23 protein-coding genes are annotated in these 26,197 nt (G+C 65.4%); 9 read left to right on the top strand and 14 right to left on the bottom strand.

Annotation, left to right across the window (positions count from 1 at the left end; translation table 11 throughout):
- Positions 1-181: 181 nt before the first annotated feature.
- Genes AC3B6C_RS11030 through AC3B6C_RS11055 form a run of 6 tightly spaced genes read right to left on the bottom strand, consistent with a single transcriptional unit; the run spans position 182 to position 6,168 of the window.
- The gene (locus AC3B6C_RS11030) at positions 182-511 is read right to left on the bottom strand and encodes a toll/interleukin-1 receptor domain-containing protein (RefSeq protein ID WP_488376021.1); all 330 of its coding nucleotides are present in this window, start codon (positions 509-511) and stop codon (positions 182-184) included.
- A gap of 41 nt (positions 512-552) precedes the next feature.
- On the bottom strand, positions 553-1,029 hold the full coding sequence (locus tag AC3B6C_RS11035) for a hypothetical protein (protein ID WP_488376022.1): 477 nt from the start codon (positions 1,027-1,029) through the stop codon (positions 553-555).
- Complete coding sequence (locus tag AC3B6C_RS11040; protein ID WP_488376023.1) at positions 1,029-2,024, bottom strand: hypothetical protein; 996 nt, start codon at positions 2,022-2,024, stop codon at positions 1,029-1,031. Before AC3B6C_RS11040 ends, AC3B6C_RS11035 begins: the two co-directional genes overlap by 1 nt.
- Positions 2,021-3,292, bottom strand: a complete 1,272-nt coding sequence (locus AC3B6C_RS11045; RefSeq protein WP_488376024.1) for a hypothetical protein — start codon at positions 3,290-3,292, stop codon at positions 2,021-2,023. The genes AC3B6C_RS11040 and AC3B6C_RS11045 overlap by 4 nt, the downstream gene beginning before the upstream one ends.
- Before the next feature lie 50 nt (positions 3,293-3,342).
- A complete protein-coding gene (locus AC3B6C_RS11050; protein WP_488376025.1) occupies positions 3,343-4,989 on the bottom strand; it encodes a hypothetical protein in 1,647 nt (548 codons plus the stop codon).
- A gap of 3 nt (positions 4,990-4,992) precedes the next feature.
- Positions 4,993-6,168 carry a caspase family protein gene (locus tag AC3B6C_RS11055; protein ID WP_488376026.1) on the bottom strand — a complete coding sequence of 392 codons (1,176 nt, stop codon included), beginning with the start codon at positions 6,166-6,168 and terminating at the stop codon, positions 4,993-4,995.
- Between the two features lie 169 nt (positions 6,169-6,337).
- Between AC3B6C_RS11055 and AC3B6C_RS11060 the strand changes: the two genes are divergently transcribed.
- The 7 genes from AC3B6C_RS11060 to AC3B6C_RS11090 all read left to right on the top strand — a co-directional run bounded on the left by AC3B6C_RS11060 (position 6,338) and on the right by AC3B6C_RS11090 (position 12,444).
- A complete protein-coding gene (locus AC3B6C_RS11060; RefSeq protein WP_488376027.1) occupies positions 6,338-7,162 on the top strand; it encodes a hypothetical protein in 825 nt (274 codons plus the stop codon).
- Positions 7,163-7,244: 82 nt separating this feature from the next.
- Positions 7,245-7,997, top strand: a complete 753-nt coding sequence (locus tag AC3B6C_RS11065; protein WP_488376028.1) for a hypothetical protein — start codon at positions 7,245-7,247, stop codon at positions 7,995-7,997.
- A 135-nt stretch (positions 7,998-8,132) separates the two neighbouring features.
- Entirely contained in the window at positions 8,133-8,543 is a 411-nt protein-coding gene (locus AC3B6C_RS11070; protein ID WP_488376029.1) for a hypothetical protein, read from the top strand.
- A gap of 41 nt (positions 8,544-8,584) precedes the next feature.
- Positions 8,585-9,316: a hypothetical protein gene (locus tag AC3B6C_RS11075; RefSeq protein WP_488376030.1), complete on the top strand. Its 732-nt coding sequence runs from the start codon at positions 8,585-8,587 to the stop codon at positions 9,314-9,316.
- 1 nt (position 9,317) lies between these two features.
- Complete coding sequence (locus AC3B6C_RS11080) at positions 9,318-11,630, top strand: type IV secretion system DNA-binding domain-containing protein (RefSeq protein WP_488376031.1); 2,313 nt, start codon at positions 9,318-9,320, stop codon at positions 11,628-11,630.
- Between the two features lie 61 nt (positions 11,631-11,691).
- Entirely contained in the window at positions 11,692-11,835 is a 144-nt protein-coding gene (locus AC3B6C_RS11085; RefSeq protein WP_488376248.1) for a DUF5663 domain-containing protein, read from the top strand.
- A gap of 297 nt (positions 11,836-12,132) precedes the next feature.
- Complete coding sequence (locus tag AC3B6C_RS11090) at positions 12,133-12,444, top strand: hypothetical protein (protein ID WP_488376032.1); 312 nt, start codon at positions 12,133-12,135, stop codon at positions 12,442-12,444.
- A gap of 466 nt (positions 12,445-12,910) precedes the next feature.
- Here the strand turns inward: AC3B6C_RS11090 and AC3B6C_RS11095 are convergent, their stop codons facing one another.
- On the bottom strand, positions 12,911-16,633 hold the full coding sequence (locus AC3B6C_RS11095; protein WP_488376033.1) for a DUF4062 domain-containing protein: 3,723 nt from the start codon (positions 16,631-16,633) through the stop codon (positions 12,911-12,913).
- Positions 16,634-17,058: 425 nt separating this feature from the next.
- Between AC3B6C_RS11095 and AC3B6C_RS11100 the strand changes: the two genes are divergently transcribed.
- Together AC3B6C_RS11100 and AC3B6C_RS11105 are read left to right on the top strand one after the other, a co-directional pair.
- Positions 17,059-17,529: a TetR/AcrR family transcriptional regulator gene (locus tag AC3B6C_RS11100; RefSeq protein ID WP_488376034.1), complete on the top strand. Its 471-nt coding sequence runs from the start codon at positions 17,059-17,061 to the stop codon at positions 17,527-17,529.
- Positions 17,530-17,538: 9 nt separating this feature from the next.
- Positions 17,539-18,951 carry an amidase gene (locus AC3B6C_RS11105; protein ID WP_010842863.1) on the top strand — a complete coding sequence of 471 codons (1,413 nt, stop codon included), beginning with the start codon at positions 17,539-17,541 and terminating at the stop codon, positions 18,949-18,951.
- Between the two features lie 170 nt (positions 18,952-19,121).
- Here AC3B6C_RS11105 and AC3B6C_RS11110 read toward each other — a convergent pair whose 3' ends face one another.
- From AC3B6C_RS11110 to AC3B6C_RS11140, 7 genes are all read right to left on the bottom strand, one after another.
- Positions 19,122-20,774 carry a solute symporter family protein gene (locus tag AC3B6C_RS11110; protein ID WP_084817246.1) on the bottom strand — a complete coding sequence of 551 codons (1,653 nt, stop codon included), beginning with the start codon at positions 20,772-20,774 and terminating at the stop codon, positions 19,122-19,124.
- The gene (locus AC3B6C_RS11115) at positions 20,771-21,127 is read right to left on the bottom strand and encodes a DUF485 domain-containing protein (protein ID WP_488376035.1); all 357 of its coding nucleotides are present in this window, start codon (positions 21,125-21,127) and stop codon (positions 20,771-20,773) included. The genes AC3B6C_RS11110 and AC3B6C_RS11115 overlap by 4 nt, the downstream gene beginning before the upstream one ends.
- A 173-nt stretch (positions 21,128-21,300) precedes the next feature.
- Entirely contained in the window at positions 21,301-23,052 is a 1,752-nt protein-coding gene (locus AC3B6C_RS11120; RefSeq protein ID WP_488376036.1) for a sodium/solute symporter, read from the bottom strand.
- Entirely contained in the window at positions 23,049-23,510 is a 462-nt protein-coding gene (locus AC3B6C_RS11125; RefSeq protein ID WP_488376037.1) for a hypothetical protein, read from the bottom strand. The genes AC3B6C_RS11120 and AC3B6C_RS11125 overlap by 4 nt, the downstream gene beginning before the upstream one ends.
- Positions 23,503-24,318, bottom strand: coding sequence for a LytR/AlgR family response regulator transcription factor (locus tag AC3B6C_RS11130; protein ID WP_055475714.1), 816 nt, complete (start codon positions 24,316-24,318; stop codon positions 23,503-23,505). The genes AC3B6C_RS11125 and AC3B6C_RS11130 overlap by 8 nt, the downstream gene beginning before the upstream one ends.
- A 73-nt stretch (positions 24,319-24,391) precedes the next feature.
- A complete protein-coding gene (locus AC3B6C_RS11135; RefSeq protein ID WP_488376038.1) occupies positions 24,392-25,582 on the bottom strand; it encodes a sensor histidine kinase in 1,191 nt (396 codons plus the stop codon).
- Positions 25,575-26,186 carry a TetR/AcrR family transcriptional regulator gene (locus AC3B6C_RS11140; RefSeq protein ID WP_488376039.1) on the bottom strand — a complete coding sequence of 204 codons (612 nt, stop codon included), beginning with the start codon at positions 26,184-26,186 and terminating at the stop codon, positions 25,575-25,577. The genes AC3B6C_RS11135 and AC3B6C_RS11140 overlap by 8 nt, the downstream gene beginning before the upstream one ends.
- Positions 26,187-26,197: the final 11 nt, after the last annotated feature.

The following is a 26,197-nucleotide window of genomic DNA, read 5'->3' on the forward strand; positions in this document are numbered from 1 at the left end:
AACAATGCGCTCGGGCTCGTGGAACGCCCTCCCAGCTTGCGTCGACGTCGGGTACCGGACTTCGTCGTCGCGACCGGGGTCACCTCCGTGTGGTCGCGATTGTTCCCGGAATCCGGGATGATCGAAGACAGCTGCCGCAGGGCGTGACTGGGGCCTGCATAGTCGACGACCTGAACCGCACTTAGCCAGTACGTCCACTGGGAATCAAAGTTGACCGGATATGCGGTGCCGGGCAGGCGATCGGAAGGATCGTCCGGCGCTCGTCGACCGCCAGGGAGATCTCACGCTGTACGTGCGGGGACTCGAGTGCTGCCTCGGAAAGCAGAAGGATAAGCGCGTCGCATGAGGAGATCGCTCTGACGATCTCCAGGGCATAATTGCCGCCTGCGTGGATGTTGTGGGCGCCGAAGAATGTCGAGTATCCAGCGTTTTGCAGGTGGCTGTTCAGCGTCCCGGCGACGTCTTTGTCGTGCGACGAATGACTGACGAATACCGAGGCCTGGCGTCTCATCTCCAACATTGCGATCTGGCCCTTCTGTAGTAGCCCTGCAATTAATACCGCGCCGAGCCCGCCGGCCAGACGATGACTATGTCGCGTCCCGACGCTTGGCGGCGGGCGACGATGTCGGCGGTGCCGCCGAGCCCTCCTGCGGGCTTGCCGTCCCAAACGGCGATGAGCAGATCGACGGTGTCGGCGATGTGTGCGCCAGCGTCGAAATAGGCATGTTCGCCGGGGGAGTCGTGGGGCAGGTCGACGGTCTCGACTGCAAGTATCCGGGCGGCTTCGAAGGATCTGCGGTTGTCGTCGGGAATGGTAGACGCGATCTGTGCGCATGGGGCCACGAAGACAACTTCGCCCCCGACCGCGGCGACCGACCACGCGAACACCTGGTCGGCACCAGGTGCGAGCGATGTATAACCAGCGATTGGTGACTTGAGTTCATCCAGGATGCGGGTGATCTCAGCGGCTACCGCCGACCGCGTAGATAAGGTTAGACCGACGTGCCCGGTGATCCCGACAGTCGTCATCAGGGAGCCTCTTCCGGTGTGAGGGCTTCGAGCCGCTCCTGATACACCTGACCGATGGCGTCGAGAACACGACGTCGTGTGGTGTCCTCGACGATCTCATCTGCGGCATCGAGGTATCGACCGCTTAGATGGCTCAACGTGGCAAGCCGTGCGGTACTCTGAAACGCCTCACGGATGACGGTCAGGAGTCCGCCGTCGTTTAACGAGGCCCAGTCGTGAACCTCCGCCTTGCGTTCGTCGTGAATCCGCTGTTCGTGGCGGGCCCGGGCGCGCATCGTCTCATCCCGAACTGTCCTATCGGATGGTTTGGCATGCCATGACTTCTCGATGGCGAGGACTTCTTGATACATCTTCCAGATGTAGAGGCGCATGTTGAAGCGCGAGAAGTCAGCATCGTGCCGGTTTCTGAAGGCTGCGTTGGTTGTCTCGGTGCGGGCGAGGAGGATGGCAGCGAGATACATGTCGGGTCGTTCGCGCAGCGTTTTGCCGGAGTTACGGAGGATCAGTCGTAGATCCGACGATCCTACGAAAATCCAATCGAGATCTGGGTCTGTCTCGGTGAACATTGACAGATCGGTGAGCAACGCGCGGTCTGCCCGATCGTCACCCTTCCGGGTGAGGGTGTGGTTCCAATTTGCCTTCTCCACAAAAGCTTTCCACACACTGGTGACACCTTCGTCGTAGAACTGGCCGTAGGTGCGTCCGTGGTTCTCGGCGACGAAGAATTTCTTGTGGCGGAACCACTCCACGAGCCGGATCGCCACCTGGGGGCCGAGGTCGTAGACGTTCTCGTACTCCTCGTCTGGCGCCATCGTCTGTGCCGCCGCCCGTGCTTTCTCCACCCCGATCTCGAATTGCCTCTTTCGGCGCGGGCTGTGACGTCCGGGGTCGAACTCGATGCCTCTGCGGAACGGTTTGAACAGATTTTCGACGTCGAGAAATACTGCGGCAGGCCCAGGCTCGAGCGTCGGGGCGATGGCGATCGGATCTGTCATCGACGGGTCTCCCAGGCGGTGCGTTCGGCGATGAACCCGCCGGAGTCGAGACTGGACGACCGTTCGGTGATGATGGCGACGATCTGTTGCCTGTCTTGGGTTGCGGCGGCCTGAGCGCTGTCACTCAGGCGTGGTCTGCTCGCGAACTGTGGGTCGAAAACATCGATGATCAGATCATTTTCGGGTAGGACGTCGAGTTCGCGGCGTCCAAAGAACGCATGTTGCGCCGGATCGTAATCGAGCACGAAGACCTCTGGGAATGCGCGGAGATTGTCGGCCGGAAAGACACGTGCCATCACGTGCGCTGCCGTGTTCGCCTGTGCCGATGCGTCGAGGCGCACCGTCAACCACATGGTCCCTCGCTCGTCATGGATCAACCATGTGACGTTTCCGTGGCGGGCGACCGCGGTCCGCGGCGACAACTGTGCCCAATCGGCTTCCGACGTCCCGCTGCGCACCAAGGGGGCCAGGCCTGACGACCCCGCACGTGTTCGCACCAGCTCCCGGACGGGCAGCCGGCGAGCCACGCCGACCACCGAGTCGGCGAGCTCGGCACTTAACGCATCCCAGTTGACGGAGTCGAAACCGGCGGCGACAACCGCGTCTTCAGCCTCAATGCTGTCCAGTAGAGCGACGACTTCCGGGTAGCCGGGGGCCTCGTTATCGACAAGGTCAACCGATGCGCGCAACGCAGTGGTCAGGATTCCCAGGTGCGTTTCGGCTACCGCGCCAGATGCCGACCGCAACTCGCCGACCATCTGCACTAACGTCTCAGTGTGGGGTTGCAGCAACCGTTGGATCGGGGCGGAATCGACGAACAGAGCCTCCGCAAGCCATGCAAGAGATCCAATCTCGAGATCGAGGAGTCGCACGTCAATATCGGGCAGCGCGTTTGAGCCACTCGGCCACCATCGATGCAGCCAGTACCCCTCGCCAAGACGAGCTACTATCGCTGACAACTCGCCGCGAACCGCGTTCACCCGGTGTGACTCGGCATAGTCGTCATCCTCGAACAAAGCGACGACGTCTGCCACCTCGGTGCCGTAAACCGGTTCGAGCCAGGCCTGCGCCAGGAATGCGTCGTCGAGCTCTGCGTCGGGAATCGCGGTCACGTCGGCGACGTCGAGGCGAAGGGTACCTCCGATGGCCCGGATCGACACGGTCCGGACCGCCGGAACCTCACGCCCACCGACAGTAATCGCGACAAGACCGTTGTCATCACGGTGGATGTCGACGACACCCCAGTCACCACCTTGCACGGTTTTCACCACATTGTCCTTTGATCCTTAGCTCTCACAATGACCTACCGATCCCGCGTTCATTCTGGGTCATGCCCACGCATCCATCTATGCAGAAGTTCGATATCCAGTGATACGTCCGCGAGCGCAGTCCAGGCGCGCCATTGCGCGGTGATGCTCTCGGTTGGCTCGTCGGCATCCTGCAGGTCGTACCAAAAGTCGGCCCACACTTGAGGGTCATCGACCGCCTTGCGCACCCTGTCGATGGCTTCGGTCACCAGAATGAAGTCGATCTCAGCGTCAGTGCCGGTGTCCTCGGCGCCGGGAAGGTCTCCCGCATCTTCAGTGGTGACGACACGTACCCGGCCGGCCGCGTCTAGGCGGTCGGTGACGGTCAACGCCGCCCCGGTGAGCAGGTCATGGGCGGTGGTCGCGTCGTAGTCGGCGCTGCCGTGGACGTCATGGCCGTGCACCCTCGTCCACAGCGCCGATATGTAGTACTCGGTGGGTTCGACAACGGCGGTGCCGACATACGGAGTCGTTGCGGTTCTATTGTCCCCTTGGCGCTTCTTCATCCATTGGTGGAAGCACGAGCGGATCGCGGCCGCGACGCGGGTGTCGGGCACCTCGACACCTACGATCGTCTCCGTGTTCTTGGCGCGTTCTCCGATCATCGGGGCCACAGTTGCGCCGAGCGCTAGAACGGCACGCGCGGCATCGTTCTCGACGCCGAGAGGCCGGCTCGCGCGATCCACCTCGAGCGTCAGGAGTTCCCTCTCGCAGGGCAGTCCACGTCGAACATCCCGCTCACCGCGCAGCACCGAGCCGAGCCGGCGTTCGATGCTGGTATCGAGCCAAGCCACAGCCGGGCCGCCCACCCGTATGTCGGCAGGTTCGTCGACGACCCGGATGGGCGCCGGACCGGGCGGCGAGGTCGACGATAGACCCAACGCCGACGCGCGGAACTGCCACAGTGTGTTGTCGACGCTGCGTACCGCGGCCCACTTCGCAGCGGCAGGTGTGCCAGGGCCAACGAGCTCGTCCAGCGTGACGGTCCCGCCGCGGGTGACGCGGTGTTTGGTAGCCAGCACCTCGTCATCGAGGAACTCCAAAAGAGGACCCACGCTGCGAGCCAAGGCGTCGTCCAAAGTCCTTGGTCTCTCGCGCAGCACGGCCCGGTCGCGACGCTCTGCCAGCTCGGCCACCAAGGACTCCTCCGCCAGCAACCGCCGGACCGCGGTCATCGTGCGCACCTCTGCGTTGGCCGCAGCAGTGGCGACTATGAGCGCCTCGGCGGCCTCTTCGTCGAGCGAGGCGTGCTGTGCTGTCTCCGACCATGCGAGTCTGAGCAACGCCTCGCGCCTATCGGAGGCTCGTAATACCGATGCAGTGGTGCGCTTTTCAAGGAGGGGAAGGATGTCGACCAACCGCGCCAATCGTTCGGCCTGGGTGGAGACAGCCATGTGGATTCGTTCTGCGGACTCCTCTTCCGGCCGGCTCGGGACCAGCGCCTGGATGGACGCTTCACCCTTGATGTAGATGTAGCCACGCAGTTTGGCAGGTAGGCGCAGCTCAGCCGGCAGGTCGGCCCCGAAGACCGTGGGAAACAGGCTTCGGATCACCCGGTCGTTCGGAAACCAACCGTCGCCATCGCGTTTGGATAACACCGGGTGAATCTGCTCCGGCAGCGTCGACCATGCCCGTGTCCAAGCGTTGCGGATGTACAAATTTCACTCCGGCGGAAGGAGACCACGGTCGACGAGCGACCAGTAGTACTTGCCGATACCGGTGAGCTCCACTGACTCCTCGTTCAAGCAGGCATCCCAGAAATCCCGGTTGGGCACCGTGGTGGTGACTAGGCCCATGTTCCGGTACAGCTTGATGTGGTCGAGATCATTCTGGGCAGGGCTACCGGTGAACGGCACGTAATTTGCGCCGTCGCCGGTCCGCGCCTTCGAACCGTTTAGGCCGGGGACATAGTCGTTCTCCTCGCTGAGAAACTTCGGCCGCCCGTCCTCGAAGATCTCGGCAATCTTGTCGAGCCGTTCCCGCGGAATCTGCGGCTCAACCTTCCGGATCGGCCGTGCCTTGATGACATGAGACTTGAACGTCGGACGCTGAAGGGAATCGTCGAATCCCTGTGCTGCGTAGGCATAGAGGTCCAGCGCGGTGATGTTGCCGAGTAGGTCGGACGCTCCGCCCTCCAGACCACTCACCAAAAGTTCGGTGAACGCGCCGACGGGCCGTTTCCCAGCACGCTGAACCTCCAGCGACTCCTCATACCTCCGGGACGCAGTGAGAATGGCTAGACCTTCGCGGATTACTGCGCGGTCGGGCCGGAACGGGTCGGCGCCGAAGTCGACAAGTTGTCGACCGGGCCCCTCGTTGCCGACTCCGCCGGACAGACAGCAGTCGAGGATGATCGTGATCGCCTCGGCGCGAGACTGATTTACCAGTGCCATGAGGTCGTTGAACGACATCGCGAGGTCGTTGTGGGCGAGTAACTCACCGCCCCACGGGCGTGGTACGCCGTGACCGGCGAAGTAGAAGAGCAGTTCGGTGCGCTCGTCAACGTCGTCCGAGATGAGCAGATCGGTGATGGCTTGCTGCAAGTTGTGGCTGTAAACGTAGGCGGGCTTGTCGCGGACTTCTTCGATGAGTCGGGTGACCTGCCAGTTCTCCTTCGGTTTGACCTGCTCCCCGTGGAACTCGAGCAGGTCCGCGATCGCGGTGGCGTCCGACGACGCGGACGGCAGCCTCGGAGCCTCGAGCGCGGTCTCGATACCAACCACGAGCGCTCGTCGTTTAGGCGTCATCGATGGCAACTCCAGAAAAGGGAAACACAGGTTCGTTGACCCTATCGGACATCGCGTTCCGACGACGGCTTCAGTCTGGGGTTCCCCCAATCGAGCTAACCCGGGATCGGTAGCGGTCGGTAGGGCTGACATCGGAACTGCCCATCACTCACCGGAAGGACCCGATATGCGTGAACCCTCTGATCCCTTCAGTCCACGCGAGCCCCATCGAGTCACACTCGCCGAGCACTCGGAACACGGCCGGCGACGTCTCGCCGCGTTGCCGCTGTGGTTGTCGGTCGCGATACTCACCGTCGCGCTCGGCCTGCTGGCCGTCATCATGCAGGGCGAGTACATCATGTTCCATAACGTGCTCGGCACGATCCTGCCGAGCGCCATTGCGTCGCACCTGACCGCGATCAGCATCACCGTCACCGTGGCATATCTGATCATCTGGCACACCGTCGGGTTTCGTGCCGCGAGAGGCAGCGCCGTCGCCCACGAGGTGACCCGGGGTGAGGGCCGAGGCCGCAACATCTTCGGTGCCTTTGGTCTGCTGGGTGCCGGTGCGGCTGCTGTCGGGCTGGCTGTTATGGGTGGACTGGCCTACGTGCGTGCCGATGCGCTGGCCACCAAGCACGCCGACAACTCGCGAATCAACGCGACGGAACTGGATGGCACCCCGCTGTCTGGCCCGAAGGTCGACGAGTTGGCCCAGTCCGCCTACGACGACGTGTTCGTCAACGACCTGCTGTGGACCGTCCTGACGCTGGCAATGCTAGCCATTGCGGCGCTGTGCATAGGTCTGGCCATGCACTCGATTGGCCGATCCGCGTTGCCGTCGCTCGTCGAAGCACAGCTGTGGTGGGCGCGGCTGCTGGCCGACCGGGCCGACGGGCAGCGTCGCACCCGAGAAGCCGAGTTGGTCGACGAGCAGACGGCGGCGAAGACCCGCACCGAGGTAGCGGCCCGAACCCGCGCCGCGCTCAACGACCGCTACGACCACGCGCGGGCGCACGTACGGGTGTATCTGGCGGCACGCAAGGCCGATCCCGAGTTCACCGACGGCATCGTGCCGCCGCCGGAAAACACCGCCGCCCAATGACCGGTGCATCTGCCGGTCCCGCGTCCGCGGGACCGGTAGGGCAGAGGACCCCAGATCGATCACCTACCACAAGGAGCCACAGATGTTCCGCAAACCGAAAGGGCGCCAATCAGCGCTCGTCGTCGACCCCTCCGCAGTGGGCAAGATAGGTGCGCCCGGTCTTGACACCGGACGCATCAGCACCGACGACGTCAACCGCGCGACGGTGTGGCCGGTGCCATCCAACGGCGAACGGAAGCTCGCCCACCGCAGCGGCAAGCTCGACGGGAAGCGAGGTCTGCAGCCCGACCCCGCCACCGGTCACTTCCCGACCACGGAGCGCTTTCAAGCAGCATTTCGCGGGGCCGTCGCCAATCACCGGAAAGTGTTGGAGCGCCGCCTCAGTGGCATCGACGAGCTCGACCAAGCGCTGGCCGAAGAGGCTCGCCAGCTCGATGTGCTGACCGCAGAATTTGACCCACCGGCCGAACAGCACCGGAATCCGCAGGAGGACATCCGAGCCCGCCGTGCCCGCCGCAGCAGCAACGCTCACCGCGCACAGCTGATCGGCGAGCAGGAGCGACGTCGTCGGCGGGTCGAGGAGATCCTTCGGGAGCGGGCGCGTCTCGCCGAGCAACGCGCCCACCAGATTCATCTGACCGCACAGCACTGCGAGGTTGCCCGTCAGCACTGGCAGCAGCTGGTGTCCCTCTACTGGACCTCGCTACTGCGTGCGCATCCCGACGCCGACGAGCTGCGGCGCGCCTACGCGGTGCCCCTCCTTACCGTCGGCGACGCACCCTCGGCCGGCGACCACATTCCCGGATCGACCGTCACCCTCACGAAAGGTCTCTGAAACATGTTGAACCGCCGACGAAAGACCGTCGACCACGCCACCGAGGGGAAGGGCGGGTTCACAGCCCGGGGGCGCTGCCCGCGCCGAATCACCGCACCCATGCCTGAACCGCTTCCGCACGAGACTATTCCGACCATGGCGCAGCTCCGCCAGACGGTCGAGTACGAAATCGACCGGCTCCTGCCCGCCTTGGACGACAACCATCGACATGTCCTCGACACTTGGCTCGCCACGCAGGAGGCCGACGCGCGGGCAGCGCTCGAGGAGCTCATCGCCCGCCAGCAGCGCGTCGCGGACGCACTGGTAACCCGGGCACAGAGCCGTCGGGACCGGGCGGCGCTGCGGCACACCCGTCGACAACGCCGCGTCGACCTCTTGGCCGAGCGTGCCGCGCAACTGCGCGATGACCTTGTGCCGACGCCGCGGCGAGCACCCGAGCCAAGTTCGGTGCACAGCCGCAACGGCACGATGCTGCCGTCGAGAGTGTCAACGGATCACGACGGCTCCGCGTCAGTGGGGAAGCCGGTGAGCAACCGGGATCGGTAGGTCCGTCGACATTCCGTGAACGCTCGCGAGAAGGAGCACCCATGAAGCACTACCGCAGTCGGACGTTGATGGCCACCACCCTGGCCGTCGGCGTCGTCAGTCTGTCCACCACGGCCTGCGTCGTCGGCGATACGCCTGAGCCCCCGGCGACGGTGCCGTGCGCAGTGGTCGCCGACGCGACCGCCAGCGACACCTTCCTCACCGACAAGATTTCGAGCGTCATCAGCGGGTTTCTACGTTCTACCGACTGCGACACCGTCGCGGTCCGCACAATCAGCAGCAACTCAGTCGGCGAAAGCTGCACGGCGTCCGACGTCGCCATGGACCTCCAGGCAGCCGTCGACAACACCGATGCCCGAGCCACCGAGGTGTCGCTGCAAATCGTCCCCCAAGTGACCGCGCGCGTGCGATCACTGACCAACTGCGTACGCGCCGCGGGCCGCGACCGCGGCACCGACGTAGTCGGCGCATTCACATCGATCGCCGAGCTGTCCGGTCGCGACGCAGCACCCCATGTGCTGATGATCAGCGACCTGGTACAGAACATCGGCGTCGACGTGCAACGCAGTTCCCTCGCCGATGCAGAAGTCGCGTCGGCGACCACCGACGCGTTGGCACAGGCGTTACCGGCGATGGGTAGCTGGCACATCACCCTCAGCGGACTAGGCGCCGGCACCAGCTATCTAACCCCCGCGCACTCGGCCGCATTGCACCAAGTGTGGCAGGACGCGCTGCGCCGGCAAGGGGCCGTCGTCAAACAGGCAGGGGTTTGAGATGAAAAGCGAACGCGAGATAGATACGTCGACAGAAATCTTGAGACCAGCGGTCCAGGTCACCGCTCTGCGGAGGATGTCCGCCGAGCGTTCCATGATGGTCCGTTCGGAACTGGCGGCAACGATCAGCGCGGTGCTCGCCGAGGTGCCCGGCGCCGTCATTGAGATGTCGATGATCGCAGCCGCCGACAGCATGATCGACGCGCGTGTGACGGTTCGCGGCGAGCAAGCCGACGAGATCGCACCAATCGTCATCGAACTCGTCGACGTGATCGCCGAGGCCGACTGCCAGCCAGCCAGTTACACCGACGCGTCACTAACGGGCCGGTGGCCGATCTACCCCGCGGACTGCGGCGGCCACCTGGGCTTCGCGTTCGACGATCGCGGTGAGTCGGCCCCCGAGTGGGAGCCGAGCGCAGTGGTCGACGCGGCTGCCCTCGCAGGTGGTCTTGCTTCCTCGACGGAGGCGGGCATTCGCGTCGAGCTGAGGTCCACCGGTGACCCGAAGCGCTTCGACGCCCGACTGACCGCGCTGGGCATCGGCGCGGTGCCATCGGTTCAGTTGCGCAGCTTGATTCGTCGTCGGTTCGACGGACTGGTGGTTGCCGCAAACGCCAATCATCGATGGTTGCCGGTGCGTGCGGAGTATCTGGCCGGTGTAATCGTGATCCCGGTCGGTGGCCCCGATCCAGTGCCCGGATTCTTCACTGCGCCAGCCGCACCCATACCGGTCAGCCCCTCACGGCAGGCTGCATCCGGCAACGCTATTCGACTCGGGCATGCCATCACCATGGCGAATCGGACGATGCCTGTCACGATCTCCGAGCACGAGCGAGTTCGCCATGTGCAGATCCTCGGCCGGACAGGCACCGGCAAGAGTTCCGCGATCGCGGGAATGATGCACGAACTTGCCGCGGCCGGAGAAGGCGGGCTGGTGCTGGACCCGCACGGCACCCTGGTAAACCGGATACTTGAGGAGATGCCTGCGGCCGCCGTGGATCGCGTTTGGGTCATCCGGTGCGGCGACGTCACTAACCCGGTGCCGTTGTCGACGCTCGCAGAGTCCGATCCAGTTCGCCGCGACATCGCGATTGCGGATACATGCGCGATCTTCCAAGAAGTCTTCGACAAAAAGGACACCGGAATCGTCGGACCGCGGTTTCGCGAGCGCATTTCGATGGGGATGCGGGCGCTGTGCGCACTGCACGGCGACTCAGCGTCGGTGCTCGACGTTCCGGTGGTGCTCGCCAACGACCTGGCGATGACTAAGGCCATCGAGGCCTGTGACGACGACCGTCTCACCGCGTGGTTCAAGAACGACAAAGGCGCACGACGTTCGTCCGACCACGGCGAGCTGGTGTCGTGGGTCGACTCCAAGTTCGAGGCTTTCGCTGCCACCGCCGCGATGCGCGCGATCCTCGGCTCCGGGCGTCACGCCATCGATTTCGCCGCCGCGATGGACGATAACCGCATCATCCTGGTCGATCTGTCCAAGGCGGAACTCGGGGAATCAGCGGCCCGGTTGGTCGGGTACATGTACCTGAACAGGGTCTGGGCCGGAGCGTTGCGGCGCAAGCGACGCGACGTGCCGTTCACCGTGATCGTCGACGAGGCGCAGTCGCTAATCTCAGGCGCACTCTCGTCGATGCTCGCCGAAGGTCGCAAGTTCGGCCTGTCCATCGTGCTGGCCCACCAGTACCTGGACCAACTCGACGAGTACCTACGCCCGGCCGTCGACGGCAACGTCGCCACCACGATCGCCTTCCGCAGCGCGGCCGGGGACACGCCCACGCTCGGTATGCGATTCGGAGGGATGGTCGACGCAACCACGTTAACAACGCTGCCCGATCTCTCGGCAGTGATAATGCGCAGCAGCGCACCGACCGCGGTGCCATACACACTCGTCGTCGACCACAACGAACGCGTTGAACACCGCGACAAGGCAATAGTGGACCGCATCCGCGAACAGGTGGAGCAACAGAGCCGCGCGGGGCTGGTCGACCCATACCGCAGCGAGACCACTGCAGCAGCACAGGGAAAGTCGCGCATCGCCGAGATACGCGCCAAAGTCGAAAGCGGACTCCCGAAACGGGATCGGCCCAAGCCGCGCCGCACGGAGGGAAACTTCCTCGACGAATGGCTGGCGAAGCGACACAACCAGGTGGCTGCCAACACCGACGCTGACACCACCGGTCCCGACGGCCCGGGGAGTAGCGATCAGAGCACCAGCGAAACGGACCCCGACAATCAGGCTTCCGACGTTCGGTCTGACCAGAACGAGAACGGTGACAACCGACAGAAAGTAGAACTCTGATGAGAGCCCCATTGTCTGAGAAGACTGTCGCGACCCCACGATGTGCGCCGTCCTGTGTATGATGCTGCCGGGATTGCCCGACGCCGACGCAGAGGATTTGACGCGGGGACTGTACACGCAGCTGGAGGAGCGCGTGGGAGAACGCCTAGCGTCCGCAATGTGCGACGCGCAGATGAGCGAGTTAGAGGAGCTCATCGACGCCTAAAATGACGACGGGTGCGCGCAGTGGCTGAACGACAATGCGCCGAACTACCCCAGTGTGGTCGCCGCTGAGCGTGCGACGGTTATCGCGGAGACGGTGGTCGGTGTGGCGACCAACGATCCGTCGGCCATACGGGGAGTTCGTTCAGCTCGACGGGGTGCTGGTTCCGACGATGGACACGCTGCGGGCGGTTCTGAGCGAGTCCGTCGACACAGGATCGATCGGTGCGCAGGACATCCTCGAGAGACTAACGGAGGGTTGAGGGTTCGTCTCGGCGACAATGGCCGAACTGTATTGTGGATGTTCTCGGAGGCAGGACCGAGACGCCTCATCGTCCAAGCCGGGCATCGGGTGGCACTGTCGGCGAGAGTGTTTAACCGACTGGAAGAATTGCGGGACGGCTGGAACCAGCAATGCTCGATCGTGTCACTTCGTCTGGTGCAGAGGGAAAACGGGGTGACCGTCCTCGCTGAGGGGTCGATCCCGGCGAACGCAGGGATCACATTGCACCTATTGACAAACAGCGTGAATCTGGCGCATAGCGCGGTCCTCGAATTGATAGATCCGGTCATGGAAGCCGAGAAGGACGAGCGCGACGGCGGGCGCCCGTAGTCGGTGCGCGAGGGTGGGGACGACGAGGAGGGCGGGGGCGCCAATCACGCGTCCCCGCCCTCTTGCGGTCATCGGTGGTCGTGTTTTCCCACCCCCACCCGGCCGCCGACACCTCGGCACGACGGACATGTCTCACGACGGGTCACCGGCCGGTCGCGGCCGTCCGAGCCGCGCTCGTAAGTCCGCACGTCGACCCAGCCCTCGCCCCGACACTTGGCGCACCGGTGGCAGTTAGGGCAGGTCGGGTTGTATCCGGCCATGATGTTCTCCTTCCGAGCCGCCATCCGTTGGCGCGCTCGTGAGGGACTACCGATCCCGCACTGAGCTCGAAGCGATCCGCGATCCCCTGGGATTGGCCTCAGGTGAGGTGATGAGCTGTGGGGCAGCGGGGCTTTGGTTCCTCCCCGCGGAGCGTCCACAGCATGTTTCCGCGCGTTTTGTTGGCTATGAGGGATGAGGGTGCCAGTCACGGCATCGTTGACGACCCTGATTCCAGGCGGTTTGCCCACGCTGCGCACTCTTTGCGGAGCGATCGCCTAATCGCGCGAGAGCTCGAGATCTTACGAAGATTGCGGGCAATACTATTCCTTATTTTGGTAAGGCCCTGATTTGCCGCGGGACTGCCGGCGTGGCGCGCAGCCTGAAGCCAAGTGGCGGCAGCATCTTCGGGATGACCCGTATTTGCTTGATGGGCGCCCCACGTGTCGAGTATGCCTAGGTAATTGAAACGGTGTACCGCGTCTTCTGGGAACTTGCTCGTTAACACTGATGCGTATCTAAGGGCGAAAGGAAACAGTATGTCGGCCTGTGCACGTTCATTCATCGCCACTTCAGTCAGTCTGCGAGCAAGTACACGGTTATCGGTGTCGTTGCCGACGTCCTCGGCGAGATATGTGGTCCAGTGTAAGGCAATGTTCGCAGCTGCTTGAGCACGATCGTGGCCGCGTAATTGAGAGGCTTCCAGGAGGAGAGCTCGTCCGAGTTCGCGTGCCCGTTCAGTCACGTCGCGAGCCGAAGAACCGTCGAGTCGTCGAACCCGGAGGCTAATGACCTCGTCAATGGTGTCTAGCCAGTGTGGATCGTCCTTGCTTGCACGCTGTTCAGCGATCAGTTCAAGCGCATCGCACACCGCAGGGACATGTATGCCGTATGTGTCGTCTCGGTCACCACTGACGTTCGCCGATGCCTGCGCTGCTGCTTGCTGGTGCATGTCTGCGCGAGTGTATGTGTTACCGGGTTCTGTCGGGGTTCCTTCGAGTGCAGCTACGTCGACGACGAGTTGAGCGAGCGATTCGCAGATACGCGTATTCTGTCGTGCGTTGTGCAAGAGCTGAAGCGCAACAAAATCGAATTCCTCATCGCGATGCGTCGCAAGTTTTCGATAGCTGAATAGGCGCTCGCGGGCGGAGTCATAGTCTCCGTCGATGACATCAGCGATCGCTGCTGCCGCCGCTGTCGCGGCGCCGAACCGCCACTCGGCGGCGTCGGGTTCGATTTTTGCGAGTCGGCGAGCGAGTTGATCAGCGTAGTTGAGCCACTGCCGCGCCGATCCATTCTCACCGAGGTTCAACAGCGTACGACCATATCCCGCAGCAGTCCTAGCCAGGTCGCGCGATGCGCTGATGTCGGGATTTCGAGTGTACTGATCTTGTGCGATGGTCACCGCGACGCGGAAGTGGTCGCGGGCCTCGTCATTGTGGCCTTGGGCTGCTGCCACCTCACCGAGCCCAGCCCGGAGATTAACGAGGTTGACGTGGGAATTGAGCTTCTTTAGGGACGGGTCGCTGTCCACACGTTCGGCGAGTGGAATTGCCTTCAAGTAGGCGCTGCGTGCAGCGTCCAAGTTGCCGGCACTCTGGTGCGCCCCGCCGAGCAAAGTGAGCGCGAACTGGTACCACGAGTCGGCGCGGAGTCCCGGTCTGCGTTCACTGACCGTATCCCAGGCGCTGCATGCCTGCTCGAGTTCGTCGATCAGTCGAGATGGGTCGGATGACTCGTTGACGAAAGCCATCGTCGTCAGCGCGAATGCCTCCATTAAGGAGACCTCATTGGGCCGCGCCTCCAACTGCTGCCTGGTGAACTGGCGGGCGTCGGCCGTCGCACCGAGAAGGTCTCGCCCAGGTACCGACCGAAGATCGGTGAGGCAACCCGCCGCATCAGATAACGCGCTGAATGCAGCCGGACTGGTGTCACCACGGTCAATCACCGCGCGCGAGGCGTCGAACAGTGCGAGAGCCAGCTCGGCGCGAACCGAAGCAGTTGACTCGGACTTGAATCGGTGGGCGGTTGAGGTCAGCGTAAGGACTCCGACCGGAGTCAACTCGTGCAAACTACTGCGAAAATAGGGTGCGCGAACGGAATCTATGATCACGGCGCAGATCGTCGGAAGCGTAGCTTCGGTTGTCCGTGCCAGAAGCGCCGACACCGTCGGCGCCTGTAATGGCGCTCGAAAGGCATGCCAGAGACGGTCGTCGGTGCAAAGGGGGTCGTCGTCGACGGTGGCCATGAAGGCAACCAACTCGCTGTGGAGGCGCTCAATCTCGCTGTCAGGTATCGGGCGGCGGATGTGTGCACTGATGATCGCGTGGGTGAACCCAAGCCGCCCGCCCTCGCGCCGCGGACTTAATAGAGGGGCAAGGGCACGACGGACACCGGCGACAGAGAGAGCGTCGATTCCAACGAGCTGCTCGATGTCGAGCGGTCGGAGTCCTGAGCGCGATACGGCACAGTACTCCAACACCGAGCGCACCGTCTGTTCCCCATATCGCTTCATGGCCCGGCCGGTCAAGCGGTCGATGAGGGACTCGGTGGTTGAGGGGAGTGCGGCCACGGCGGTGTTGATGACCCGTGCGGTTTCTGTCAGTGGGTCTGCGGTCGGGTTGACATCGACGTAGTCTTCCGCCTCTAGGGTGAGCAGCTCTGCGATGGCCAGGCGCAACCACAATGGTGACCGCTCGTGCAAAGCTAGCGCGTCAATCGCGGCCGGGGGGAGGTCGCGTCTTATCGACATGCTGATCGCCGCCACCGCGGCTCGCGTCGACTCGGCGTTCATCAGTGGGACCGTAAGGTCCCTGAAACCGGCTCCCAATAGGTAGTGGACGTGGTCGTACAGCGTAGTTGATGTGAGAATTTGTACCCCGTTGGGTTGTGTCGAGAAGAACGTGAGCCGAGCGTCATCTGGAAGCTGGTCGAGGGCGTCGATCGCAACGACGATCGGTGCAGCCGCGCCGAGTAGCTCGCCGGTGTGCTGAAGGAGTTCATCGGGGTTAATGGAGACATCCGGTGTCGACCCCAAGTCGCGGCAGATCCGAAGGAGTATGCCGCGAAGAGTGGCAACTTCGGGTGCGACACCCACAGGTATTGCCATCACGCGTTTACCGTGCGAGCGAAGTCGAGACACCGTCGCACACCACACGGCCGACTTGCCTGCGCCAGAAGGGCCGTACAGACACACCGAACTGCCACGTTCTACAATGTCGGTGGCCTTATCCACCAGCGAGGTGCGTCCGGCAAAACCATGTGCGCGATCTTCAAAGAACAGTTCAGTCGCCGCACCGACCGAATCGATTGTGGTCGCAGACAGTTGACGTGCACGCGCCTGAACCTCGGCGCCGAGATGTTCCGTCACGGTCGCGACGAACTGGGACAAGTCGAAACTCGACGTGGTGGCGTCGACCCGATACGGGTACACGCGGCAGCGTTGATGCACCCGTCGCTTCAGGGCGATGACTTTACTGAGGTCGGTGTCACGCCAGTCGTCAGATACCTCGCCGCTGATATCGCGTTCGAAGAAGAGCGCGGTCTGCGACCCGCTACGGAGGGCGCCGAACTCGAACTCCAGCGCGGTGACCGACACGCCTGCCGGTATTTCGGACTCCCCGGCTTCGTCAACAGCTCGTTCCAAGCGCTCAAACGGTGCGACCCATCCGTACCGTTCACCGATTAGGCCCACGAACAGCGGTTCCGCACGGGCGATCTCGGCAAGACATACATCTAGAATGCGAAGGTGGCGTGCTTGTGCGTCGTCGCCCTCGGCGCTGATACCCCATCGCAGGTCAATTAGCTCCACACGGCTGCCGAACGGAGCGACGAGCTCATTCAGCACTGGCAACACGGTGCGGTTGAGCTCATCTCGCTCACGGTGAAAATCCCGGAAGGTGGACGATACGAAGACAGGAATGACCGCCATGGAACGCCTTGTCGTTGTCGGGGACACTCAACCGACAGCGCGGTCGAAGTCTGTCGAATATAGTTCGGTCGGATGGACGACGCGAGACAGGGAATCTAGACGGCAACGAACGCTGGTTGCGGCTTGATAGCTCTGGATTCGTCCACGCAGGGACTAGTGTTACGCGCTTGGCACACTTCTTAGAACAGGTTGCGCAGTTTCGAGGTCCGCGGGCCACACGAGTTTTCGAGGGGCCGGCGGTCGAAAAACGAGCGCGCCCTGAGCGTAGAAGCAGGACGTCGTGGCAGGTTTGAGAAAGTGTACGGTTTACCGGCCATTGGCAGTGCCCGCGAGAATTCACTCCTCGGCGGTTGCGGTGACTGGACCTTGGGAGGTCTTGACAACGTCGCTCGCAGTCGTTCGTCGGTGCCGGACGCCGCGAGACGATGACGATCCCGGAGGTCGCCGAACTCGCCGGGGTCAATCCGACGAGCATCTATCGACGGTGGGGAACGATCGACGCACTGCTCGGGGAGGTTGCCGTTGCGGCCCTGACGCAGGGTGAACCGCTACCCGACACCGGCACCCTCGTCGACGATCTGTCCGAGTGGGCGCAGATCATCGCCGCCGACATCGCGCGCCCCAAGCGCCGGGCGTATCTGCGCGCCATGGTCGCGGCCCGCGAGGACATCGTCGAGGTCTGTCCGTGCTGGGAGATCCGGCGGGAGCACGCCGAACAGATGATCGCGCGGGCGCAGGAGCGCGGCGAACCCACCCCGTCGGTGCGTCAGGTGCTCGACCACGTGATCGCCCCCGTGTACCACCACGCGGTGTTCGGGCTCGAACTCGACGCCGATCACGCCCGCCGACTGGTCGGTGACGTCTTCTCGATGATCGGGGCCGCGCCGAGACGGTAGGGTCCGGGCATGAAACACGTCCACGCGTTCACCGACGACGCACTCGGCGAGCACGACGCGGTCGGCATCGCCGACGCGATCTCCTCCGGTCAGATCTCCGCCGCGGAAGCGGTCGAGGCCGCGATCGCGCGGGTCGACGCCGTCAACCCGCACCTCAACGCGATCGCCTTCGACGACCGCGAGCGCGCCCGGAAACGCGCCGTCGACAACGATTTTCCGCTGGGATCGTTCATCGGGGTGCCGTCGATCATCAAGAACAACACCGACTTCGCGGGACTGCCGACCTGCCATGGGTCGGCTGCGGTGCCACCGCGGCCGGCCGCGGCCAACGAGGCCTTCACCAACCAGTTCCTGGCCAGCGGGGTCAACGTCGTCGGCGCGTCGACGATGCCCGCCTTCGGGCTGACCTCGACGACGGAGTTCGTCGACCGTGAGCCGACGCGCAACCCGTGGGACACCGACTACTCCTCGGGTGGTTCGTCCGGCGGTTCGGCGGCGCTGGTCGCTTCCGGCGCATTGCCGATCGCACACGCCAACGACGGTGGTGGGTCGATCCGGATCCCGGCCGCGATCTGTGGTCTGGTGGGGCTCAAGCCGAGCCGCGGGCGGGTCGAGTCGTCGAAAGAGACGCGCGACGCGCCGATCGACCTGGTGTCCAACGGGATCGTGAGCCGTTCGGTGCGCGACACCGCGCGGTTCCTGGCCGACACGCAGGGTTTCCGGCCCGCGCCCGGGATGCCGCCCGTCGGGGTCGTCGAAGGTCCGGGCACCAAGCGACTGAAGATCGCGCTGATCACCGAACCGCTGACCGGCTCCCTGCTCGACCGGGACACCCAGCGATGTGTCGCCGAGGCGGCCGAGCTCGTCGAGTCTCTCGGGCACCGCACCGAGATGGTGCCGTTGCCGGTCGACCGTGACTACGTCCGGGACTTCATCGACTACTGGTCATTGTTGGCCCTGGCGCTGGATCGGTTCGGAAAGCGGGTGGTCGACAAGGGATTCGATCGGTCGCAGGTGGACTCGTTCACCCGCGGTCTGTCGCGCAACGCTCTGCGTCATTTCTACCGGCTACCCGGTGCGGTCCGGGGGCTGAAGAAGTCCACCGCCACGATCCGGGGTCTGCACGACACCTTCGACGTGATCCTCACCCCGACCGTCGTCCACGCGACCCCCGAGATCGGATATCTCGATCCGGCAATCGAATTCGACGAGGCCATGGACCGGCTGACCGGATTCATCGCGTTCACCCCGGCCAACAACACCGCAGGCACCCCGGCGATCAGTCTGCCTCTCGGACAGACGGAGTCGGGCATGCCCGTGGGCATCCACTTCGCCGCCGACCTCGGCCAGGAGCGCACCCTCCTCGAGTTGGCCTTCGAGCTCGAGGCTGCCGCGCCGTTCGCACGGATCCAGGACGCCTGACTCGCGTAATCCGTTCCCGCGGTGACGTTTCCGTCGCGCTGATTGGATTCGATAAGCGGGACGGAAACGGCGACGCGGGAGTGCGATCGTCGGCGAGCGCCACCAACAGACGCACCACCGGAAGCCGGTGGTGCGTCTGTTGGTCGGTGGATCTGGCGGGCGCGAGTTGCCTAGTGCTGCACTGCCTTCTCGGCGCCGATGCCGGTGAGGGAGCGGACCTCCATCTCGGCGTTGCGCTCCGGGGTGCCGTTGTCCGACGGGGTCGTCAGCGTGCCGACGATACCGAGGACGAAGGCCAGCGGGATCGAGATGATGCCCGGGTTGGCCAGGGGGAACCAGGCGAAGTCGGCGCCGGAGATCATGGCGGTCGACGACCCGGAGACGGCGGGGGAGAAGATGATCAGCACGATGGTGGAGATCAGGCCGCCGTACATGCTCCACAGGGCGCCGCGGGTGTTGAAGCGCTTCCAGTAGAGCGAGTAGACGATCGTCGGCAGGTTCGCGGCCGCGGCGATCGCAAAGGCCAGCGCCACCAGGAAAGCGATGTTCTGGCCGTTGGCGAGGATGCCGAGGATGATGCTCACGATGCCGAGGACGACGACGGTGTACCGCGAGACGCGGACCTGGTCGGCCTCACTTGCCTTGTTGCGCTTGATCACCGACGCGTAGATGTCGTGGGCGAACGACGCCGACGCGGTGATGGCGAGGCCGGCGACCACGGCGAGGATGGTCGCGAAGGCGACCGCCGAGATGATGCCCAGGAGGACGACGCCGCCGAGCTCGAACGCCAGCAGTGGTGCCGCGGAGTTCTGTCCGCCGGCGGCGTCGAGGATCTTGTCCGGTCCGACCAGGGCGGCCGCACCGTAGCCGAGCACCAGCGTGAACAGGTAGAAGGCACCGATCAGGGCGATGGCCCAGACCACCGACTTGCGGGCCTCCTTGGCGGTCGGCACGGTGTAGAAGCGCATCAGCACGTGCGGCAGTCCCGCGGTGCCGAGGACGAGTGCGATGGCGAGCGAGATGAAGTTGATCTGACTCGTGAGCGAACCGCCGTACTGGGCGCCGGGAGCGAGAACGTCACGCGAGGCGACCTTTTCGCTGGTCGAGTCGGTGACGGCGTCCTGTGCCGCCCCGAGGATCGACGACAGGTTCATGCCGAACTTGGCCAGGACGATGACGGTCATGATGCCGGCACCCGCGATGAGCAGGACGGCCTTGATGATCTGCACCCAGGTGGTGCCCTTCATGCCGCCGATGAGCACGTAGACGATCATCAGCGCACCGACGACGGCGATGACGATGGACTGACCGACGCGTCCCTCGATGTCGAGGAGCAGCGCGACAAGGCCGCCGGCACCGGCCATCTGGGCGAGCAGGTAGAACAGCGACACGGCGAGGGTGGAGATCGCCGCGGCCAGGCGGACGGGGCGTTGCTTGAGCCGGAAGCTGAGGACGTCGGCCATCGTGAACTTGCCGGTGTTGCGCAGCAATTCGGCCACGAGCAGCAGGGCGACGAGCCACGCGACGAGGAATCCGATGGAGTAGAGGAAGCCGTCGTAGCCGTAGACCGCGATGGCGCCCGCGATGCCGAGGAAGCTGGCTGCCGACAGGTAGTCGCCGGCGATGGCGATCCCGTTCTGCGGTCCGGAGAATCCGCGGCCGCCGGTGAAGAAGTCGGCGGCGGTGGTGTTGTTCTTGCTGGCCTTGATGACCACGAACATCGTGACCGCGACGAAGGCGGCGAAGATGGCGATGTTGGCGACAGGGCTGCCGACGGTCGCCGCGAGGACGGTCACATCGGTGGTGTGGACATTCGCGTTCACAGCGAGGGACCGCCTTCCATCTCGTTGCGGATCGCCTCGGCCTTCGGGTCGAGGTGGCGATTGGCGAAGCGTACGTACATGCCGGTGATGGCGAACGTGCTGACGAACTGCAGCAGACCGAGGATGAGACCGAGGTTGATGTTGCCCCAGACCTGGGTCGCCATGAAGTCATGCGCGAACGCGCCGAGCAGCACGTAGAGGGCGTACCAGATCAGGAAGAACACGGTGAGCGGGAAGACGAACTTCCGCAGGGTCCGCCGCAGTTCCTGGAACTCCGGACTGGCCTGCATCTCGATGAATTCTTCGCCGGTCGGCGCGTGTGGCGCCGGTGGTGGTTGGTCGACGGTCGACACGTTTCCTCCCAGGGTGACGTGGCCACATGTGTGATGGCTCTACGACAGTCAGCCTGAATGAGGTCCAGATCACAGGCAATCGGGTGGCCTGGATCACACGCCGAAGCCCGCATCCTGTGCGACGGACGGTCGGTGACGTCCGACGAACGGCGAGCGGTCACCCCTCCGATCGGTCAGTCCGACGCCCGTCCGGGTGTGCGGTCCAGGCCCATCCCGACGCGTTCGGGCACGTGCATCCGAGCGAACGTGCGCGCGAGATCGGCGGGTACCCGACGTCGGGTCATCCGGCTGACCAGCACCATCGTGCCGAACGCGAGAGGGACCGTGACCGCGGCCGGGTAGCCGATCACGACCTCGAGCCACCCGCCCAGCACGTCGTCGTCGGCGACGCCCGCGATCGCCAGCATCGTCGCCGAACCCGACGACGCGCCGCCGACGATGAGCCCGGCGATGGCGCCGACGGCCGTCAGCCCGCGCCACCAGATCCCCAGTACCAGCAGCGGGCACAGCGTCGACGCGGCGACCGCGAACACCAGTCCGACGGTCCGGGACAGTTCGAGGGAGGCGGCCGCCAGGGACAGGGCGATCGGGATCAGTCCGCCGATGACCGCGGCCACCCGGAAATCGCGGACGCGACCCCGCAGCAGATCGGTGGCGAGCGCGCCGGCGACCGACACCAGCAACCCCGACGAGGTGGCGAGGAAGGCGGCGATCGCCCCCGCTGCGACGAGGGCGGCCAGGATCTGGCCGGCGATCCCGCCGACGGCCGCGCTGGGCAACAGCAGGACCGCGGCGTCGGCGGTGCCGGTGATCAGCAGTTCGGGGACGTAGAGCCGCGCGAACACGCCCAGCAGGATGGGGAAGAGATAGAACAGCGACAGCAGGGCGATGACGGCCAGCGCCGTCCGTCGAGCAGATCGACCGTCGGGGTTGGTGTAGAAGCGCACCAGCACGTGCGGCAGACCCATCACGCCGAGGAACGTCGCGATGATCAGCGACAGCACCTGGTAGAGCGGATGATTGCCGCCGAACCCACCGCCGGGGGCGATCCAGTCGGCGTTCTGCGTCGGCGCGCCCGCGACGACGGGGGTCGCCGCTCCGGCGTCGAGAAAGATGGTGGAACCGGCGGAGATCACGTGCGGTCCGGTGGTGGCCACGGGCGCGTCGTCGACGACGACTCCGTCCAGCATCCCGGTGACCCGCACGCCGGTGGTCTCGGCGACGGTGACCGACACATCGGTGGTGACGTCGACCGTGGTCGCGGTGGTGATGCGCGGCGGTGCGGGTTCCCCGACCGGGGTGGGGTCCTGGGCGAAGACACCGATCAGGACGAGGGCGGGGACCGCGATCGCGGTCAGTTTGAGCCAGTACTGGAAGGCCTGCACGAAGGTGATCGACCGCATGCCGCCGCCGACGACGTTCACGATGACGATCAGGCCGACGCCGACCACGCCGGCCCACACCGGGGCGCCGAGCAGGATGTTGAGGGTGAGGCCCGCGCCCTGGAACTGGGGGATGAGGTACAGCACGCACACGACGACCACGACGAGCATCGCCGTCTTCCGCGCGGCCGTGGAGGCGAGGCGGAACTCGGCGAAGTCGGGCACCGTGTAGGCCCCGGAACGACGCAGTGGCGCAGCGACGAACAGCAACAGGCCCAGGTATCCGGCGGTGAATCCCACGGGGTACCAGAGGGCATCGGCGCCGTACTTCGCGATGAGCCCGGCGACTCCGAGGAACGATGCCGCCGACAGGTATTCGCCGGACACCGCGGCGGCGTTCCACCGCGAGCCGACGGTCCGGGACGCCACGAGGAAATCGGAGGTGGTGCGCGAGAACCGGCCGCCCCACGCACCCACGACGATGGTGGCGATGGCGGCGGCGAACAGACCGACCGCGGTGAGGGCGTGGACCTCGGCCGTCACGGCGGCCCCTGCTCTGGCACGTCGTCCCCGACGGGGTCGGTCAGGTCGTCCCCGACGGAGTCGGTCAGGTCGTCCCCGACGGAGTCGGTCGGGTCGTCGTCGACGAGGCCCATGAAGTCGCGTTCGGCCTGTTCGGCGAGATGTACGTACAGTCGGCCGGTCAGGTAGAGGACCGGGAAGGCGAGCAGCCCCAGCACCAGCCAGATCAGGCGGATGCCGAAGACCTCGGCGTCGGCGATGCCCGGGAACAGCCAGGCGGCAACAGGTATCGCGGCCGAGACGGCGAGCAGGGCGCCACCGAGTCGGAGGGCGAGGCCGAGCTGGGCGCGCATGAGGCCCCGCACGAGCGCGTCGCCGACCTCGGTCTGTTCCTGGACCTCGACGCGGGTGCGCACCATCCGCGCCCCGCGGCGCGCGGCGAGCACCACGCGTTCGCGCTGGGGCGGGTGCTCAGCCATCGTCTCGGCCGGTGGGGGAACGGTACTGGCGCAGCGGATCCCGGATGAGACGGTCCTTGAGTTCGCGGACCTGACGGCGGCTTACGGGTAGTTCGACGGCGTCGGACGCGCCGTTCGCGCGAACGCACACCACGGTGCCGCCGCCGACGGTGCGCAGACCGGTGACCATCGGCAGCGCGACGAGGTAGGACCGGTGTACTCGCGCGAAACCGGTCTCCTGCCAGCGGGATTCGAGGGTCGACAACGGGATGCGCACGAGGTGGGCGCCCGAGTCGGCATGCAGGCGGGCGTAATCGCCGACGGCTTCGACCCAGGAGATCGAATCGCGTCGGACGAGCGAGGTCACGCCGCTCATCTCGACCGGGATGACATCGTCGGAGCCGGCGCGGCGGTCCGGGCGAGCGGCCGTCTGCTCGGGTTCGGGTGTGCGTCCGCGGCGCTCGAGGCTGGCGCGGACCCGCTCGACCGCCTGCGTGAGACGTTGCTCGCGAAGAGGTTTGAGCAGGTAGTCGACCGCGCCGACCTCGAACGCGTCGACGGCGCGGTCGTCGTGGGCGGTGACGAACACGATCGCCGGGGGCGAGGCGTACTTCGCCAGCACGCCGGCGAGTTCGAGTCCCGACAGGCCGGGCATGTTGATGTCGAGGAAGATCGCATCGATGCGATGGTCGTTGAGCTCGCGGAGGGCGCCCGTGGCGTCAGAGGCGGACCGGACCTCGGCGACGTCGTCCTGCCGGTTCAGCAGGTAACCGAGCTCGTCGAGAGCGGGTGGTTCGTCGTCGACCGCGAGTACCACCAATGCGGTCATGGAACACCTCCCGCCTCGACGACAGACCGCAGTTTACCGCCCTGGGGTTCGCGCACCCGCCCGAACCGGGCGTTCACGCCCGGATGCCCGCGCGGAACTTCGGAACGCGCATGCCCACTTTGGTGCCGGCGCCGACGGCCGTCTCGACGACGAGCCCGTAGTCGTTGCCAAAGGCGGCGCGGAGCCGGTGGTCGACATTGGTCAGGCCGACGTGCGCGCCCTCGCCGTGATCGAGGGCGTCGAGGGCACCGCTGCGCAGGAGTTCCGGTTCCATGCCCACGCCGTCGTCCTCGACCGTGATGACACAGTCGGTGCCCTCGTCGGCCGCGACGATGGTGATGGTGCCCCCGCCTTTCGACGCGAGGCCGTGCCGTACGGCGTTCTCGACGAGCGGTTGCAGCGCGAGGAACGGTACGACGACGTTCAGGACCTCGGGCGCGACATGCAGTTTGACGTCGAGTGCGTTGCCGAAGCGGGCTCGTTCGAGCGTCAGGTAGCGGTCGATGTTGCGCAGTTCGTCCGCGAGCACGGTGTACTCGCCCGCGGCCCGGAAGGAGTATCGGGTGAAGTCGGCGAAGTCGAGGACGAGCTCGCGCGCGCGGTCGGGGTCGGTCCGCACGAACGAGGCGATGGTGTTCAGCGCGTTGTAGATGAAGTGCGGACTGATCTGCGCGCGCAGCGCGAGGACCTCGGCGCGGTTGAGTCGTGCGCGTGAGGCGTCGAGGTCGGCGAGCTCGATCTGACTCGACGCGTACCGCGCGACTTCGGCGATGGCGCCGAGCATTCCGGGGCCGGGCCGTCGGGTCGTGGCGACCACGAGGACCCCGACCCCGACGTCGTCGGCGAGGAGGGGCTGGGCCACGAGCGCGCGTACCGGGGACTCGGCGCCGCTGGGGTCGGTGAGCAGTACGCGCCGGAGGTCGCCCAGCGCGGAGGTCGCCGCACGGTCGGCGTGACCGAGCATCTCGTCGTCCCAGATGTCGTCCCCGTCGGGCAGATGGGCGAGGTGGCTCGGTTCACCGTCGTAGAGGGCGACCGCCTCGGCGCCGGTGAGCGTGAGCAGGTGAGGCAGTGCCTCGCGAGCGGACTCCGCCGAGAGTCCGGTACGCAGCGAGCGGGCGGCCAGGGACGCGGTGTGCAGCGCAAGGTGGACCGCCCGCTCGGCCGGGGTCCGCACGACGCGCCGGGTGCGGATCAGCACCACCGCGCCGACGCACGCGAGCACTCCGAGCAGGACGAGGGCGATCGTCACCCCGCTAGACATCGGCGTTCCGGTCATGGTCGTCGGGCCCGGTGACGCTGTCTCCATGAGGTAGCGACGAGACGGCGAGATCGATGAGGGTGTGCCGGTCGGCGCGCCACTTGTCGGGCGGTAGGTGGCCGTGGGTGTCCAGGTCGGTGAGGCCGTGCGTCGCCGCGAACAGCAGCGCCGCATGGTGTCGTGCGGCGTCGGCGCCGACGATGCGGCTCACGAGGGACATCAGACCGTCCTGCGCGCGGGCGGCGGCGGGGATGGCCGGCGCGCCCGCCGGAGTCGCGAACATGAGCCGGTACAGATGTGGCCGGTCCAGCCCGAGGTCGGACAGCGCGTGCATCGCCGAACGCACGGCGTCCTCAGGGGACAGGTCCGGGTCGGACGCGATGACCTCGAGTCCGTCGGCGACGACCGCCCACGCCTCGGCGGCGACTGCCGCCAGCAACTCGTCCTTCCCGACGAAGTGCCGGTACGCGGCGGACCGGGAAACCCCGGCGCCACTGCCGACCTCGCGCAGGGTCACCGCTTCCGGTCCGCCCTGGTCGAGCAGTGCCGACGCCGTCGCCAGCAGTGCCTGCCGGGTGTGTGCCGCGGTCTCGGCCCTCGTGGTCATCGCCCCACCAT

The sequence above is a fragment of the Gordonia sp. 11cp genome (assembly GCF_057767225.1).